The 15,301-nt window shown below is 56.9% G+C and carries 14 protein-coding genes and 2 tRNA genes; 8 read left to right on the plus strand and 8 right to left on the minus strand.

Annotated features, from left to right (window positions below):
* Nucleotides 1-16: 16 nt before the first annotated feature.
* Both HWX34_RS14780 and HWX34_RS14785 read right to left on the minus strand, forming a co-directional pair.
* Nucleotides 17-92, minus strand: a tRNA-Asn gene (locus HWX34_RS14780).
* A gap of 30 nt (nt 93-122) precedes the next feature.
* Nucleotides 123-198 (minus strand) — tRNA-Asn (locus tag HWX34_RS14785).
* Between the two features lie 227 nt (nt 199-425).
* Here HWX34_RS14785 and HWX34_RS14790 point away from each other — a divergent pair.
* The 3 genes from HWX34_RS14790 (at nt 426) to HWX34_RS14800 (ending at nt 3,759) form a co-directional block, all read left to right on the plus strand.
* Entirely contained in the window at nt 426-1,451 is a 1,026-nt protein-coding gene (locus HWX34_RS14790; protein WP_178972959.1) for a folate-binding protein YgfZ, read from the plus strand.
* Between the two features lie 144 nt (nt 1,452-1,595).
* A complete protein-coding gene (locus HWX34_RS14795) occupies nt 1,596-1,865 on the plus strand; it encodes an H-NS family nucleoid-associated regulatory protein (protein ID WP_370459756.1) in 270 nt (89 codons plus the stop codon).
* Between the two features lie 490 nt (nt 1,866-2,355).
* On the plus strand, nt 2,356-3,759 hold the full coding sequence (locus HWX34_RS14800) for a hypothetical protein (RefSeq protein ID WP_255496965.1): 1,404 nt from the start codon (nt 2,356-2,358) through the stop codon (nt 3,757-3,759).
* A 69-nt stretch (nt 3,760-3,828) separates the two neighbouring features.
* On the opposite strand, the gene HWX34_RS14805 is transcribed toward HWX34_RS14800, so the two are convergent.
* Both HWX34_RS14805 and HWX34_RS14810 read right to left on the minus strand, forming a co-directional pair.
* Nucleotides 3,829-4,956 (minus strand): carboxypeptidase family protein, encoded by a 1,128-nt coding sequence (locus tag HWX34_RS14805; protein WP_178972961.1) that lies wholly within the window; start codon nt 4,954-4,956, stop codon nt 3,829-3,831.
* A 121-nt stretch (nt 4,957-5,077) separates the two neighbouring features.
* Nucleotides 5,078-5,623 (minus strand): phasin family protein, encoded by a 546-nt coding sequence (locus tag HWX34_RS14810; protein ID WP_178972962.1) that lies wholly within the window; start codon nt 5,621-5,623, stop codon nt 5,078-5,080.
* 200 nt (nt 5,624-5,823) lie between these two features.
* Between HWX34_RS14810 and phaR the strand changes: the two genes are divergently transcribed.
* Together phaR and HWX34_RS14820 are read left to right on the plus strand one after the other, a co-directional pair.
* Nucleotides 5,824-6,390, plus strand: a complete 567-nt coding sequence (phaR, locus tag HWX34_RS14815) for a polyhydroxyalkanoate synthesis repressor PhaR (protein WP_045845152.1) — start codon at nt 5,824-5,826, stop codon at nt 6,388-6,390.
* A gap of 128 nt (nt 6,391-6,518) precedes the next feature.
* Entirely contained in the window at nt 6,519-7,226 is a 708-nt protein-coding gene (locus HWX34_RS14820) for a hypothetical protein (protein WP_178972963.1), read from the plus strand.
* An 85-nt stretch (nt 7,227-7,311) separates the two neighbouring features.
* Here the strand turns inward: HWX34_RS14820 and HWX34_RS14825 are convergent, their stop codons facing one another.
* The 3 genes from HWX34_RS14825 to HWX34_RS14835 form a co-directional block, all read right to left on the minus strand.
* Entirely contained in the window at nt 7,312-8,805 is a 1,494-nt protein-coding gene (locus HWX34_RS14825) for a CoA-acylating methylmalonate-semialdehyde dehydrogenase (RefSeq protein WP_178972964.1), read from the minus strand.
* 46 nt (nt 8,806-8,851) lie between these two features.
* A complete protein-coding gene (locus HWX34_RS14830) occupies nt 8,852-10,192 on the minus strand; it encodes an aspartate aminotransferase family protein (RefSeq protein ID WP_178972965.1) in 1,341 nt (446 codons plus the stop codon).
* Between the two features lie 133 nt (nt 10,193-10,325).
* Nucleotides 10,326-10,772: a cupin domain-containing protein gene (locus HWX34_RS14835; RefSeq protein ID WP_178972966.1), complete on the minus strand. Its 447-nt coding sequence runs from the start codon at nt 10,770-10,772 to the stop codon at nt 10,326-10,328.
* Between the two features lie 146 nt (nt 10,773-10,918).
* Between HWX34_RS14835 and HWX34_RS14840 the strand changes: the two genes are divergently transcribed.
* The 3 genes from HWX34_RS14840 to rimO all read left to right on the plus strand — a co-directional run bounded on the left by HWX34_RS14840 (nt 10,919) and on the right by rimO (nt 13,484).
* The gene (locus HWX34_RS14840) at nt 10,919-11,344 is read left to right on the plus strand and encodes an organic hydroperoxide resistance protein (protein ID WP_178972967.1); all 426 of its coding nucleotides are present in this window, start codon (nt 10,919-10,921) and stop codon (nt 11,342-11,344) included.
* A gap of 394 nt (nt 11,345-11,738) precedes the next feature.
* The gene (locus HWX34_RS14845) at nt 11,739-12,044 is read left to right on the plus strand and encodes a hypothetical protein (protein ID WP_178972968.1); all 306 of its coding nucleotides are present in this window, start codon (nt 11,739-11,741) and stop codon (nt 12,042-12,044) included.
* Between the two features lie 123 nt (nt 12,045-12,167).
* Nucleotides 12,168-13,484, plus strand: a complete 1,317-nt coding sequence (rimO, locus tag HWX34_RS14850) for a 30S ribosomal protein S12 methylthiotransferase RimO (protein WP_062788522.1) — start codon at nt 12,168-12,170, stop codon at nt 13,482-13,484.
* Between the two features lie 70 nt (nt 13,485-13,554).
* Here rimO and HWX34_RS14855 read toward each other — a convergent pair whose 3' ends face one another.
* A complete protein-coding gene (locus HWX34_RS14855; RefSeq protein ID WP_178972969.1) occupies nt 13,555-14,916 on the minus strand; it encodes an ATP-binding protein in 1,362 nt (453 codons plus the stop codon).
* Nucleotides 14,917-15,301 lie beyond the last annotated feature (385 nt).

Raw genomic sequence — 15,301 nt, forward strand, 5'->3', positions numbered from 1 at the left:
TGAATGCATTGCTGGGTGGCTCCCCGAGCAGGGCTCGAACCTGCGACCTGCGGATTAACAGTCCGTCGCTCTACCGACTGAGCTATCAGGGAATAACCGGGCAATGCTGATCAATGGTTTCTTGGCTCCCCGAGCAGGGCTCGAACCTGCGACCTGCGGATTAACAGTCCGTCGCTCTACCGACTGAGCTATCAGGGAACATCAAGAGAGTGCGAACTATACCGATGAGAGCCAGGTGTGTCAACGGTTTGACGGTCTAATCTTGCATATTCTCCATGGCGAGTTTTTTACTATTGGCTAAGTGTATGACGTTAAAAGAATATCCTGCTGTGCGAGCTTTGTAAGCTAGCGTGGTGCTGGCAGAACAGAGCTGGAAAAAGTAGAATTCCTGACTAATTTGGTGTGCTAATTACAGGTGTCGCAAGATGAACAAGTCGTGGCAAGTTTGGGTTGATGAGAATCACGGGGCTGTTGGCCAGGATGGCCTGCTGCAATTTCCGGATTTGTTCGGGCAGGTTGCTGCGGTCCGCTCAGGCAATGCGCTGGCGGTATTGGATGGTTTTGCCCTTATCCGTCTGGACGGCGATGATGCCGAATCCTTCCTGCAAGGCCAGTTGTCCGGTGATATTCGTGAAGTTGGTGAAGAAGCCCGCTTCACTACGTACTCCACAGCCAAAGGACGCATGCTGGCCAGTTTTCTGGTATGGAAACAGCAAGGCAGCTATTACCTGATGGTTTCTGCGGATATTTGCCAAGCCATCGCCAAGCGCCTGACCATGTTTGTCATGCGCTCGAAAGTCAAGGTTACCGTACCCAATAGCGCTGAAACCTGTTTGTTGGGTGTGCGCGGTGCACAATTGGAAGCCGTTATCGCGCAGTATTATGCGAAACCGGCAACAGGCCCGCTTGCCGTACAGGAACAAAATGCCGATGTGGCCATTGCATTGCCTGGTGGCGGTTTCATCCTCAATTTGGCGACCGATTCCGCATTGGCGGCTCAGCTTGTGGCCCAGAAAGCCACAGCGGTCTCATCACAAGCCTGGGGTATCCGTGATATTGATGCGGGCATTGCCTGGGTGACACTGGCAACACAGGAACAATTCGTCCCGCAAATGGCGAATATGGATTTGATTGGTGCTGTCAGCTTCAAGAAGGGTTGTTATCCGGGGCAGGAAATCGTTGCGCGGACCCAATATCTGGGCAAAGTAAAACGACGTTTATTCAAGGCAGGTCTGGCAGTCAGTGCGCGAGCCGGGGACAAGCTATTCAGTCCGGAGCTGCCGGAACAATCAATTGGTATGGTTGCTGCAGTTTGTCCGGTGAATGAAGTCCAACAAGAAGCCCTGGTGGTTGTACAGTCAGTTTGCTGGGAGAAAGGGATTTACCTGGATGCTGAATACCAGCATCGCCTGGAATGTCTGACACTGCCTTATGCTATTCAAGATGAATAAATACTTGCTTTGTTTACAGAAATTTAGCACTTCAGCCTTGACGGTTCTATCTGCTTTTGGCTAAATTGGAATTGTTATGGTCAAACTGAATAATAAGGGCGGAAAATGGACATTAGCACTCTGAGTTTTACTGAGCTGGTTGCTTTGAAAAGCGATGTTGAAAATGAAATCAAGCGTCGCGAATCGGAAGAAAAAACCAAAGCCAAAAAGCAGATCATCGAACTGGCCAAGGCTTATGGTCTGAGCGTTGAAGAAGTTCTGGGTAAAGTAGGTGGCGCGGTACGCAAGCCGGTTGAAGCCAAGTACCGTCACCCGGAAAATGCCGAACTGACCTGGACTGGCCGCGGTCGTAAGCCGGTATGGGTACAGGAACTGCTGACTGCTGGCAAAACGCTTGAAGATCTGGCCATCTGATGTAACATGGCCTGCCAAGTGCCTGTTTCAAAGCGCCTGTATGGGCGCTTTTTGTTTTTGCATGCAAGTTCTTCTTGCCCAATTGGCTCCGTGTATAAATACTGATAGCAATATCCACCGCAACAGCAGTCTTTCTTGCGGCTTCCCCTTACCTTGATCGCCCGAAAGCTACGACATGTTGGACTTTTTCTCCAGAGGCAACAAGAGCAAGTCAGATCCTTTGGCAAACGCTGCCGCTGCCAAGGCTTATGCTGATGCACTCAAGCAAGAGTACGGCGCAGCTGCTCACGAGAAAATGACCGAAATGCTGGCCGAGGTGAATGCGCAATCTGTTCGGGTGACCGCTGATTTACTGGATGCGGTGTTGACGCTTAATCTGGAGCTACAGCCACTGCACGATAATCTGTGCACACAGTATTTCCTGAACTCCCGTATGCCCAAGGTATTGGAAGGGCAGTTGCGTGCCCAGATACTGTCTTTTGGCAAGGAATTGCTGGATTTCTACCAGCGTGCACTGTCATTTGATGTAGATGTCCAGCAAGAGGAGCGCCTGCGCGCCATGCTGCCTTTGGTGCTGGTGCGCATGATGCATTATTTTGGCGAATTTGCCCGCTGGCAGTATTTGCGTCATTTCAGTCCTGATGATGTGTTCTGGTTAAATGTAAATCAGCTTTACCGCTTTGCGGAGAAAATGCGGGTTGACTCCACGCCTGTTTTTCTTTTCGGAGAGGAGAGTCCGGGTACGACAGTGCAGGATCAGTATCTGATCATGCTGATGCTGTCCTTGCTCAGTAGCGGGAATCTTACTCAGCGGCAATTCAATTTCTCTTATCATATTCTTTGTCTTGTCTCCAATCGCATGTCACTACATCCTGAGTATGCACAGGATGCGAGTTTTGCTGTGGTGTTGAATGAGGCAAAGCCGGCAATGCGTCCCGCGGGTGATATGGCAAGCGATGCTGCGCGTTACTGGTCGACGGCAGACATGGTGGAGATCATCCATGGCTGGGCGACCGTGATGGAAGGTGGCCGTTTGCCACCCGAGCTCAAGCCCTTGATTGAACCTGGCATTGATGCAGGCCTGCTACGTATGCTGTGCCGGGAGTGGGCCGCTCAGCCAGTGCGCTTTGAGCGGGCGGAGCGTACGGTGGTGACCAATCGCAATCTGGAGGTGGCGCACCGTCTGTCCTTGTTGCACCGTTTGATTCGCCAGCCGGACGAGGCCAGTCAGGTGCAAACGCGTCATGCAGATACCGACAGCTTTGACGACGCGGCCAATATCCGTATTTACGGGTTTGTCACCAGCCGCAAGCGCGACCGCAGCACGCTGGCGCTGGCCCCTCTATCCGGCGATGCCGCCATGCCTGCAGCGCAGTCACGTGACGAGTTCTTGCGCTGGTCGGTGGATAATGTTAGCCAGACCGGCCTTGGTGTCACCCTTGATGTACTCGGAAATGAGTGGGTCAGCCTGGGGGGGCTGGTGGGCTATCGCGATGTGGACAGCAACAACTGGAGCCTGGGCCTGATTCGACGGGTCAAGCGTGCCAATCAGCGCGAGCGTATTTATCTGGGGCTGGAGACCCTGTCCAGTCGCCCAGTTGCTGCCTCTATCCGGCCGGTGGATAGCAAGCTGATTGATCCTACCTTACCTCAGGAAATGGTGTGGTTATCAGGGCACATTTCCTTGTTCGTGCCTTTTGATCGTGGCGGACGTCGCATCAACGCGCTGATCATGCCGATTTCTTGCTATACCCTAGGCAAACAATACTATATGACAGCACGCGGCAAGCATTTTCAGATCGCCCTGGGAAAGGTGCTGGAGAAGGGGAGTGATTGGTGTCTGGCAGAGATCGAACTGGTGAAGGCGCTGGAAAAGCTGCCTCTCGTCATGTAATGCCTGTCTTGCAGGTCTGCAACAAAAAGCCGGAGATCGCCTCCGGCTTTTTTTGTTACTCAGGTGCGGTCAGCGCAACTCGTTGATGACTGCATAGATGGGGGTAAGGACGGCCTCGCCCATGCGCAGGCTACGTTGGCCATTCCAGCCATAGTCATCGTCTGGCAGGTTGGCATTGTCCTTGAACGGCATTTCCAGGGTAAAGGCCAGACACTTGAAGTTTTCTCCCACCCAATTAGTGGCCAGGCTGAGATTGGCACTGCCCGGGGCATCCTTTTCATAACCTACTTCATCCTGGAAGTCGGGGTTGGCGACCATCAGATAGTGTTTGAACTTCTCTTCCAGCTGGCGGATGGTGTCGGTGTAAGAGGGCACGCCTTCGGTACCGGCGACAAATACATAAGGAAGCGACTCGTCGCCGTGAATGTCCAGGAACAGGTCAACACCGGTTTCCAGCATCTTGTTGCGTACCAGTTGCACTTCCGGGCTCTTGTCCGCAGAAGGCTCCAGCCATTCGCGGTTCAGGTTGGCTCCGGCGGCATTGGTGCGCAGATTGCCCAGGATGGAACCATCCGGGTTCATATTGGGCACAACATAAAACGTCGCCTTGTCCAGCAAGGCGCGGGAAGTGGCATCCAGCGGGTCGAGCAGACGGTTGAGGAAGCCTTCGACAAACCACTCGGCCATGGTTTCACCCGGGTGCTGGCGGGCGGTGATCCAGATTTTCAGATCGGACTCCACCTCGTGACCGATGGTGAGCAGATTGATGTCACGGCCCTGCACGGTAAAGCCCAGGTCGTGAATCTGGCACAGGCCGGAACCCTGCGCCTGGCCCAACAAGTTCAGATGCTGTTCGTGCGAGTAGGGTTCGAAGTAAGCGTAGTACACGCTGTTGGCCAGCGGCACATGCTCTACTGTCATCACCTGGCCATCATACTGCGCCGGTACACGGAACCAGTTGATGCGGTCGTAGGAGGCCATGAGCTGATAATTAGTCCAGCCTTCCGGGTAGGCGCACTCGCCGGCATTCAAAAAGCGCAGGGTACATGCCTGATAAGCGGCACCTTGCAGGCGGAAATAGAACCACTGGGCAAAGTCCGCGGCATTATCATGGGGAATCCGCAGCTGAATATCGTCGAAACTCTCCATCGAAACGATTTCGATACTGCCTGCGTCAAAGTTGCTGCTGATTTTCATGCGTTGAACCTGTCGTCTTTGCCGGAACTCAAAAGAGGAATTGTAAACCCGCCGCGCTGGCTGTGCATCAGACAATAGAAAAAACCCCGCCATGGCGGGGTTTTGACCGAGCATGATTTGCTTAAGCGCGCTTGGTAGCGGTCTTTACAGCGTCGGCAGTGGCGCTGCTGGCAGCCTTGATGCTGCTGTCGGTGAACTCGGCAACCTGTTGGGCAGCCTTGCTGAAGCTGTTTACGGCAGCGGCGGCGGCAGCCAGCGAAGTCTTGACGGCATTCAGGGCATTGTCCGAACCTGCGGGTGCATTCTTGGCAGCACCTTCCAGAGCGGTGATCAGGTTCTTGTTGAAGCTGCCCAGGTTTTCTTCTGCCAGTTTGGACAGTTCGCTTTGTGCTGCAGAAACGATTTCGTAAACATTGCGGGAGTTGGCAACCGCCTTGTCCACGGATTGGGTGGCCAGCTGGTTGATTTGCTTCAGGGCTTCCTGGGCATCAGTGGTGCCGGCCAGAGCCTTGGCAACCTTGACGTTTTCTTCCAGGGTTTGCTTGGAGGCTTCCAGGTTCAGCTTGACCAGGCGCTCGGCGCTGTCCAGGGAGATTTGCGCAACACGCAGGGCCGCTTCGAAGCCGGACAGGGAGACTTTGCTCAGTTGATCGTTAGTATTGAACATGTAATTACCCTCATCATTAGATTTCGTGGAAAAGACCGACAAGCTCTGTATTGATTGTATCTATTTTTATATTGCACTGCACAATGCAGCCGGAATGTAGCATGGTCCGTGCAAGGACGGTAGAAGTTTTGCTCTAGCTTGTTGTATTTATGATAAATTGCGGGTGCACAACACCAACGACAATAATCCGGGAGTGTTACATGAGTGTTGAAAAAAGGGTCATCAAGAAGTACCCGAACCGTCGCCTGTATGACACGGCGACCAGTTCCTACATCACTTTGGGAGACGTAAAGCAGCTGGTGCTCGAGAACGTGGATATCCAGGTTGTCGACGCCAAGACGCAGGATGACATCACCCGCAGCGTGCTGCTGCAAATCATCCTGGAAGAAGAAAACGGCGGCATGCCCATGTTCAGCTATGAAGTGCTGACCCAGTTCATCCGCTTTTATGGTCAGGCCATGCAAGGCATGATGGGCCCCTTCCTGGAAAAGAACCTGCAACTGTTTGGTCAGATGCAGCAGAAGTTGCAGGAACAAACCCGTGCACTGTACGGTGACAAGGCGGTGTTCAATTCCACCATGTGGGGAGAGTTCATGAAGCTGCAGGGCCCTGCCATGCAGAACGTGATGTCCAGCTACATGGAGCAGAGTACCGGCATGTTCCTGGAAATGCAGAACCGCATGCAAGAGCAAACCAAGCAGCTGTTCAGTGGCTTTGGTTTCCCCGGTTATGTTCCTCCGGGCAAGGACGATACTGACAAGTCCTGATGTCAGCGTCCGTCACAACCCGCGTGAGTGCGGGTTTTTTTGTGTCTGCGCTCTTGCTGCTCACCGGCTGTGGTGGCCCCCGTGATTTGACGGAAGAGCAGCTGGCCGAACTGGCGCAGGATGTGCATGTGCGCGTGGCCGATCACACGCTGGTGCTGCCACGCGTTGCTGTGAGAAATCCGGGTGCCGGAGGACAGCGTTTTTCCCTGGCAACGAATACGGCGGAGGATGTTGCCGCTGATGCAGCGCGGCAGCGCCTGCGCGATGCCAGTGCACCTGCTGCCGCGCTGGAGCTGCCGCGGCTGAACATCCTTATCCAACACTATGGCTGGGAAGAGTACATTCCCCAGTCGCAGGCGTTTTGTAGTCAGTTGCGGCGGCAATGGTCGCGCGCATTGTGTAACAATGCCTCGCCGGCGCTGATACAGGCGCTGTCAAACAATGAATTCAGCCTGTTGGCCTGGCCGCTTGCGCCAGAGGTGCGTGCAAGCGTCTGGGGTGCAAATTGCCTGCCTGCAGGGCAGGCACTGCCGGATTTGCCGGTTGACGGTCAGGCAATCATACTGTGCCGGCTCTCATCCTCGAGCAAGGAAAACCCACTGTTCCACGCCGTGGTCCGTATTGATGAATCCCTGGCTGCCACCTGGGTGGTATGGCCCGAAGCGAAGACGGGTGAAACTGCGGCAGCCAAGGCGCAGCGCGAAGGGCAGGCAATGATTGCCCTGGTGCAGCTGGGCTTGGGGCCGGAGGAGGATTTCGCCCGTCTGCATCAGCGCATGTGCCAATTACAGCGTCCGGCTGCCAAAGGGTCTTCGGATCGCCCGGATTGCCCATGACAAGGTTTGCCGGGCCTGAATGACAACAGCCCCTGTCCACGTGGTGTGGGCCGGGGCTGTGTTGTTTCAGTCTGCGATGCGGCTATTACAGGCTGGGGAAGGCAAACTGCGAAGCTTCGTGGCTGGCGCGTTGCGGCCAGCGCTGGGTGATGGTCTTGCGCTTGGTGTAGAAGCGCACGCCATCCGGGCCGTAGGCGTGAAGGTCGCCAAACAGCGAACGCTTCCAGCCGCCAAAGCTGTGGTAGGCCACCGGCACCGGCAGCGGTACGTTGACGCCCACCATGCCCACTTCGATTTCATCGCAGAACAGGCGTGCTGCTTCGCCATCACGGGTGAACAGGCAGGTGCCGTTGCCGTATTCGTGGTCGTTGATCAGCTGCATGGCGTCTTCCAGGCTGTTTACCCGCACAATGCACAGCACCGGGCCGAAGATTTCTTCCTCATACACCTTCATGCCGGGCTTGACGTGGTCGAACAGGGTGCCGCCGACGAAGAAGCCTTCCTCGCAGCCGGAAACCTTCAGGCCACGGCCATCTACTACCAGTGTTGCGCCTTGTTCCACACCGCTGTCGATATAGCCCACCACCTTGTCGCGTGCCGCGCCAGTGACCAGCGGGCCCATGTCCAGGCCGCAGGAGGTGCCGGCACCGATTTTCAGCTCGGCAATCTTGGGCTTGAGTTTTTCCACCAGCTTGTCGGCCACCTGGTCACCCACAGCCACTACCACGGAAATGGCCATGCAGCGCTCGCCGCAGGAACCATAAGCCGCGCCCATCAGCGCGTTGACGGTGTTGTCCAGATCGGCGTCCGGCAGCACCACGGCGTGGTTCTTCGCCCCGCCCAGCGCTTGCACGCGTTTGCCGCGCTTGTTGGCTTCGGTGTAGATGTATTCGGCAATCGGGGTGGAGCCGACAAAGCTGATGGCTTTCACTTCCGGTGCCTGGATCAGGCCATCAACGGCTTCCTTGTCGCCATTCACCACATTCAGCACGCCCTTGGGCAGGCCGGCTTCATGCAGCAGCTGGGCGATCAGCAGGGTGGAGCTGGGGTCGCGCTCGGACGGCTTCAGGATGAAGCAGTTGCCGCAGGCAATGGCCAGCGGATACATCCACAGTGGCACCATGGCAGGGAAGTTGAACGGGGTGATACCGGCCACCACGCCCAGCGGCTGGAAGTCGCTCCAGCTGTCGATATTGGGGCCGACATTGCGGTTGTACTCGCCCTTGAGCAGTTCCGGCACGCCGCAGGCGTATTCCACGTTTTCGATGCCGCGTTGCAGTTCGCCCACCGCGTCTTCCAGGGTCTTGCCGTGTTCTTCGCTGATCAGCTGGGCAATTTTGTCGCGGTTGGCCTCCAGCAATTGCTTGAAGCGGAACATCACCTGGGCGCGCTTGGCCGGCGGGGTTTTGCGCCATTCCGGGAAGGCAGCCTTGGCGCTGTCTATGGCGGCACGCAGGATGGCCTGGTCGGCCAGGGCCACTTCGCGCACCGGCTTGCCGAGCGAGGGGTTGAAGACGGGGGTGCTGCGGCCTGCCTGCTGGACAAGCTCACCGTTGATCAGATGGGCGATGGTGCTCACGTTGGATTCTTTCTTGCTATGCACGGTATTGGTTTGAGTATCAGGCTCAGGCCAGCTTGTTCAGTACGTTGCCCACGGCATCGAACAGGGTGTCGAGCTGTGCCGGGGTGGTGTTGAAGCTGGGTCCGAATTGCAGGGTGTCGCCACCAAAACGCACGTAGAAGCCGGCTTTCCACAGCGTGAGGCCCGCCTCGTAGGGGCGGATGGCGGCATCGCCGTCACGCGCGGCCAGCTGGATGGCACCGGCCAGGCCGCAGTTACGGATGTCCACCACATGCGGGCTGCCCTTGAGCGCATGCAGCTTGTCCTCGAATACCGGGGCCAGTGCCAGCGATTGTTCGATCAGCTGTTCGCGCTTGAGCACTTCCAGTGTGGCCAGACCGGCAGCGCAAGCCACCGGGTGGCCGGAGTAGGTGTAGCCATGGGTGAATTCAATGGCGTGCTGCGGCAGGTTTTGCTGCATGAAGGTGTTGTAGATTTCCTTCGAAGCAATCACTGCGCCCAGCGGTACCGCGCCGTTGGTCACCTGCTTGGCGGTATTCATGATGTCCGGGGTCACGCCAAAGTAGTCGGCACCGGTCCACTTGCCCATGCGGCCGTAGGCGGTGATGACTTCGTCAAAGATCAGCAGAATGTTGTTCTGGCTGCATATTTCGCGCAGGCGTTGCAGGTAGCCCTTGGGCGGCACGATGACACCGGCCGAACCGGACATGGGCTCGACGATGACAGCAGCGATATTGGAAGCGTCGTGCAGTTCGATCAGCTTGAGCAGTTCGTTGGCCAGCTCCACGCCGCCGGTTTCGGCCATGCCACGGGTAAAGGCCATGCCCGGTTGCAGGGTGTGCGGCAGATGATCGGCATCCATCAACTGGCCGTACAGCTTGCGGTTGCCACCAATGCCACCTAGCGCGGTACCACCGATGTTCACGCCATGATAACCACGGGCGCGGCCGATGAAGCGGGTTTTGCTGGGCTGGCCCTTCAGGCGCCAGTAGGCCTTGGCCATCTTGATGGCGGTATCGGCGCACTCGGAGCCGGAGCCGGTAAACAGTACGTGGTCCAGGCCTTCCGGCATGATGCCGGCGATTTCCTCGGCCAGGCGGAAGGCCAGCGGGTGACCGTACTGGAAGCCCGGTGCGTAGTCCAGCGTGCCCAGCTGACGTGATACCGCTTCCTGGATTTCCTTGCGGTTATGACCGGCACCACAGGTCCACAAACCGGACAGACTGTCGAAAATGCGGCGGCCCTTGTCGTCGATAAAGTAATTGCCGTCAGCTGCCACGATGATGCGCGGGTCTTGCTTGAATGCACGGTTGGCAGAGAAGGGCATCCACTGTGCGTCGAGTTTCAGATCGCTGGGGGTGAAGACAGAATGCGGTGCAGACATGATGGCTCCTGGTGCCATGGTTGATGTGCACAGCATGCATCAAACAATAGGTGAGTTAAATTGAAAGTTATAAACGTAAAGGTGAGTTTTTTTGAACGTAATGCAGATGACTGCGGGATGGCTGCCAGACTGGCTAGCCAAGCGGCAGGCTGGCAGGTTGTTGCGCCAGCCGCCACGCGCGCGGGGTCTGGCCGCAATCTGCCTTGAATGCATGGGCCAGTGCGGCTTCGCTGCCATAGCCCACGACATCGGCAGTCAGCTTCAGCGGCACGCAAACCACATCTGGCATCACGCCAGCCAGCGGGTTGTTGGCACCGCGGTCAAATTGCAACTGGGCGCAGGCGAGCGTGGCACCCGCTTGCGTATCGCTGACAAAGCGCCGTGCCAGCGGGCGCGGGTAGAACAGCAGGCTGGGTTCGCCAATATGCAGTGCAGCCTGGTCGGGGTGTTGTACTTCCAGTTCACCGCGCTGTACCAGATGTAGTTGGCCGCCGCTGTCCGGTGCAGCAAAGCGTGTCACCCCGCACAGGTTGCCGGAGTGGAACAGGTGCGCGCACCGGGAAGTGGTGCAGTAAGGCATCCAGCCTGTCGGTGGAATTACCTTGCATTTCCTACGATTGATCAATTTATCAATACTTTTTGTATCATATCGTATTGACCGGTGCGGTACAGTAGTTCCTGCCAAACGGCTTGAACCCCACACTCACGCAATGCAAGGAGTCCACCATGTCTATCGAAAAAGTCCTCTACCGCGCCAATGCCACAGCCACCGGTGGCCGCGAAGGCAGTGCCGAATCGTCTGACGCTGCTTTGAAGGTGCAATTGTCCACCCCGCGCGAACTGGGTGGTGCCGGTGGCCCGGGTACCAATCCGGAGCAACTGTTCGCCGCCGGATACTCGGCCTGCTTTCTGGGGGCGCTGAAGTTTGTAGCGATGCAAAGCAAGGTGGCCTTGCCTGCCACCACCACGGTAAATGCGACCGTAGGTATCGGTCCGATTCCGACCGGCTTTGGTATTGAAGTGGATTTGCAGATCAGCATTCCCGGCCTGGATGCAGCCCAAGCGCAAGCACTGGTGGACAAGGCACACATTGTTTGCCCTTACTCCAACGCCACCCGTGGCAATATCGACGTACGCCTGCAGCTGGTGTAAGCCGACGCCCGATTCACTGGATTGCGCAACCCCCGCTTTGACGGGGGTTTTGCATTTATATGCCATGAAACATGACTTTGGTTTATGTAGAAATCAAATGACAACGCAAATGTCAGTCCGGCCTGTCGGGCATGGCCGCTCTTTACACTTATTGACATAATCATGCGCAAAATTAACGGTAATTAATAAATAAAACAATAAGATAGTAGGCTGCCAACAGGATGTCTGCGCATGCCGGACAAAGAGAAACGTGAAGATGGACCACCAGCAAGCACAAGCACAAACGCGACAAATACAATTTGACATGATGGCGTTCAGCCGCTGGCAGATCCGTCTTTTGCGCGGGGTGATCCCGCTTGTATTGCTATTGATCCTTATCCTGCCTCCGTCGGTCATGCCAACACTGCTGCCCGCAGGCTGGTTGGGACTCGCGCCAGTCACACTGGGCCTCCTGCTGTCCTTATTCTTGTGGTCGGGTTGTGGTTTTTTACTTTGGGCCTTGTTTCGTGGCTGTGCCATGGCCAGTGCAGCGCAACAGCAGGAGCTGCAGCGCTTGTTTGCGGATTATCCGGAACTGCATGCTTACCGAGACCGGGTAGCTGCGCTGGGCCGTGGTTTTACCGTGGGCGAACATGAAACCCTGATGGCCTGGCCAGCCATGAAGGCAGCGATTGCCGACGATCTGGATTCGGCCGTCTGAAAGGTTGTGGCGACCATCCGGCAGCCAGTAGCGCGCGGCAGGGTGTTTTGACCGAAGCTGCATGGGTATGTACTGGCAAATCGCTGTATAATCTGGCGTTTTTCATTTTTTGCACTACGCCACATGTCCAAAGCTCCTCGTATCGGTATGGTTTCCCTCGGCTGTCCCAAGGCCCAGAGTGATTCCGAACATATTCTTACCCGCCTGCGCGCGGAGGGTTATGAAATTTCCTCCTCCTATGACGGGGCTGACCTGGTGGTGGTCAACACCTGTGGCTTCATCGATTCGGCAGTGACCGAATCGCTGGATGCCATTGGCGAAGCGCTGAATGAAAACGGCAAGGTGATTGTCACCGGCTGTCTGGGTGCCAAGGATGGCGTGGTGCAGAATGCCCACCCGTCGGTACTGGCGGTGACCGGCCCGCACGCTACCGACGAGGTGATGGACGCGGTACACAACTACCTGCCCAAGCCGCACGACCCTTTTGTCGACCTGGTGCCGGATATCGGCATCCGCCTGACGCCCAAGCACTACGCTTACCTGAAGATTTCCGAAGGCTGTAATCACCGCTGTACCTTCTGCATCATCCCGTCCATGCGTGGCGATCTGGAAAGCCGCCCGGTACATGATGTACTGCGTGAAGCGGCCAATCTGGCCCGCGCCGGGGTGAAGGAACTGCTGGTGATTTCGCAGGACACCTCGGCCTATGGCGTCGATGTCAAATACAAGCTGGGCTTCCATGACGGCCGCCCGGTCAAGACCCGCATGACCGAGCTGTGTGAGGAGTTGGGCAAGCACGGCATCTGGGTGCGCCTGCACTATGTTTACCCCTATCCGCACGTGGATGAGGTGATTCCGCTGATGCGCGATGGCAAAATCCTGCCTTATCTGGATATTCCGTTCCAGCATGCCAGCCAGAAAGTGCTGAAGCTGATGAAGCGTCCGGCCAATAGCGACAATGTGCTGGCACGCATCAAGAAATGGCGCGAGATCTGCCCGCAACTGGTGATCCGTTCCACCTTCATTGTCGGCTTCCCCGGCGAAACCGAAGAAGACTTCGAAGAACTGCTGCAATTCCTGCGCGAAGCCCAGCTGGACCGCGTGGGCTGTTTTACCTATTCCGCTGTCGAAGGCGCTACCGCCAACGACTTGCCCGATCAGGTGCCGGAAGACGTTAAAGAAGCGCGCAAGGAGCGCTTCATGGAAGTGCAGGCAGAAATCAGCGCCCGCAAGCTGGAAGCCCGTATCGGTCAGCGCCTGACCGTGCTGGTGGATGAAATCGATGACGAGGGGACTGCCATCTGCCGCAGCTATGCCGATGCGCCGGAAATCGACGGCCTGGTGTTTGTGGAAGATGCCACCGGTCTTGAGGCTGGCCAGTTTGTCGAGGTGGACATTGTTGATTGCAGCGAGCACGACCTGTGGGGCGAGCGCGTCTGATTCTTTATTACGGATGAACAGTTGTACCAACGGCCTGCCAGCAAGCAGGCCGTTTTTGCGTGCAGCAGACTTAGCCGGTAAACGCTGGCAGGCTCAGCGTGAAGCAGGCACCGCCAGCCGGGTGATTATCGGCGCTCAGTTGGCCGCCATGACGCTCGACTATGCCATAGCTGATGGACAAGCCAAGCCCGGTACCCTTGCCGATGGGCTTGGTGGTGAAGAAGGGGTCGAAGATCAGCGGCAAGGCTTCCTCGCTGATGCCGCTGCCATTGTCGTGCAGTTGCAGTTCCACGTTTTGTCCCTGACGGTTGATGGTCAGCTCCAGCCGGGGATTCCGGGTTTTCTCGATGGCATCAAAAGCGTTCTGAATCAGATTCACCAGCACCTGTTGCAACTGGTTGGCCGAACCGCACACCCAGGCCGGGGTGTCCAGCCCGGTATTGAGGATGTCGACCCGAAACGGCGCCGCACGGCTGACCCAATGCACTGCGCGCTGTGTCAGGTCAGCCAGGTCCACCCGCTGGCGCGTGTTTTCTTCCACGGCAGAAAAGCGCTTTAGTGCATCCACGATATGGCCGCTGCGCTCGGCCCCTTCCATCAGGCCTGCGCTGAGCGAGGGCAGGTCGGCAATCAGCCGGTCGATTTTCAGCTCGATGCGTAATGCCTGATTCTCCGGGCTCAGGTCGTTCGCATGAAGGGCGTTCAGATAACGGGTGAGTTTGCCGGCATAGCGTTGCATGGCATGGGCATTGCCCAGCACAAAGCTGATGGGATTGTTCAGTTCGTGCGCCACGCCCGCCACCAGGCGGCCCAGCGAAGCCATTTTCTCCGCCTGCACCAACTGTGCCTGGGCGGATTTGAGCGCCTGGTGCGCCGCCTGCAACTGGGCATAGGCGCGCTTGAGTTCGCCTACCGGCCGCCCGACGGCGACAAAGCCGCTATAGCGACCTTCGCCGTCGTACAGCGGGCTGACATTCCAGGTCACCGGTACGGGTTCTCCCTGCTGGCGGGGCAGGGCAATTTCCACGTCCTGCATATCGCTGCGACCTGCGGCCAGCAGATTGGCTATTTGTTGCTGCGCCTGGCTGTCCTGCACCAGCTCGGTCAGGTCGCAGCCGACCAGCGCATTTTCCGGGCGTCCTGTCAGTTGCAGCATGGCCCGGTTCACCTGGCGCACCTTGCCCACGGTGTCGCACACGATCAATACATCAGTCATTGCAGCCAGCACGCCCTCGGTGAAGTGATGGGCCTCGGCCAGTTCGCGGTGTTTGGTCTCCAGCGTTTCCTGGGAGGCCACCAGTTCGCTGTACACCTCATCCATGCGCTGGATGACATCAATCCAGGCTGATTCGGCCAACTCCTGTCCGGCAGCAGCAATGCTGTCGTCCGGCAGGCTGACTGGCGCATGCAGGGCATGGTGCGATACGGGCATGACGGGTGTTTCCTGTAAAGGGCAGTGGTTTCATCCGATGGCTTGTCCGGCAGCCATGTCTGCCAGGCGAGTGTGGCGGCCTGGTGGTCCGGCTGTACTGATTTTATGCCGGGAGCCAGTTGCCCGGCATTTTTCTTTTGTGGCTTGCCTTGGTGCCCATGCCTTTGTCCTTGTTTTGGCGGGGGGGGGGGCTTGTGGCGCCGTCGGGGGTGGCTGTCGGTAAAGCATGGCTGGGGTGGTCGTGTGGTGCTTGCTTTGAGTAGCAGTAACTTGAATGTGGTTATTGATTGCAATCCGCTGCAATTTAATGGAAATCATGAATGCAACAGGGAAGTGACTAGTCGTAAAAGACTAGTGATAACTGAAAAGACTATTTGATGTGGCT

The sequence above is a fragment of the Aquitalea sp. LB_tupeE genome (assembly GCF_013391415.1).
Classification (GTDB): Bacteria; Pseudomonadota; Gammaproteobacteria; order Burkholderiales; family Chromobacteriaceae; genus Aquitalea.

Coding starts and splice junctions, on each gene's coding strand:
- HWX34_RS14790 (WP_178972959.1), top strand. CDS start 426: ATGAACAAGTCGTGGCAAGTTTGGGTTGATGAGAATCACGGGGCTGTT.
- HWX34_RS14805 (WP_178972961.1), bottom strand. CDS start 4,956: ATGAAAATCAGCAGCAACTTTGACGCAGGCAGTATCGAAATCGTTTCG.
- HWX34_RS14810 (WP_178972962.1), bottom strand. CDS start 5,623: ATGTTCAATACTAACGATCAACTGAGCAAAGTCTCCCTGTCCGGCTTC.
- phaR (WP_045845152.1), top strand. CDS start 5,824: ATGAGTGTTGAAAAAAGGGTCATCAAGAAGTACCCGAACCGTCGCCTG.
- HWX34_RS14830 (WP_178972965.1), bottom strand. CDS start 10,192: ATGTCTGCACCGCATTCTGTCTTCACCCCCAGCGATCTGAAACTCGAC.
- HWX34_RS14835 (WP_178972966.1), bottom strand. CDS start 10,772: ATGCCTTACTGCACCACTTCCCGGTGCGCGCACCTGTTCCACTCCGGC.
- HWX34_RS14840 (WP_178972967.1), top strand. CDS start 10,919: ATGTCTATCGAAAAAGTCCTCTACCGCGCCAATGCCACAGCCACCGGT.
- HWX34_RS14845 (WP_178972968.1), top strand. CDS start 11,739: ATGCCAACACTGCTGCCCGCAGGCTGGTTGGGACTCGCGCCAGTCACA.
- rimO (WP_062788522.1), top strand. CDS start 12,168: ATGTCCAAAGCTCCTCGTATCGGTATGGTTTCCCTCGGCTGTCCCAAG.
- HWX34_RS14855 (WP_178972969.1), bottom strand. CDS start 14,916: ATGCCCGTATCGCACCATGCCCTGCATGCGCCAGTCAGCCTGCCGGAC.